Raw genomic sequence first — 266 nt, forward strand, 5'->3', positions numbered from 1 at the left:
GCTTTTCCGCCTTTTCCTCGTCCTCGCAGCGGACGATTTTGGCAATCTCGTTTTCGAGCTGTGCGATATTGCTGTGCAGGATGATGTTTTTGACGGGCAGGATGTTGTTCGGATTCATGGAAAAACGGCGCAGCCCCATACCAAGCAGGATGCGGGTAAACGCCGTATCGCCCGCCATCTCGCCGCATACGGACACGTCTTTGTCCATGCGGTTGGCGGTGCGGATGACGTGTTGCAGCATTTTCAGCACGGCGGGATGTCCGGGC

The 266-nt window shown here is 56.8% G+C and carries 1 protein-coding gene; it reads right to left on the minus strand.

Annotated elements, in window-relative coordinates; all coding sequences use genetic code 11:
• On the minus strand, positions 1 to 266 hold a 266-nt coding region (locus tag ACI43T_RS12105; protein ID WP_405387368.1), incomplete at both ends, for a putative PEP-binding protein.

The organism is Neisseria oralis (assembly GCF_045062685.1).
In the GTDB taxonomy this organism is placed as follows: domain Bacteria; phylum Pseudomonadota; class Gammaproteobacteria; order Burkholderiales; family Neisseriaceae; genus Neisseria; species Neisseria oralis.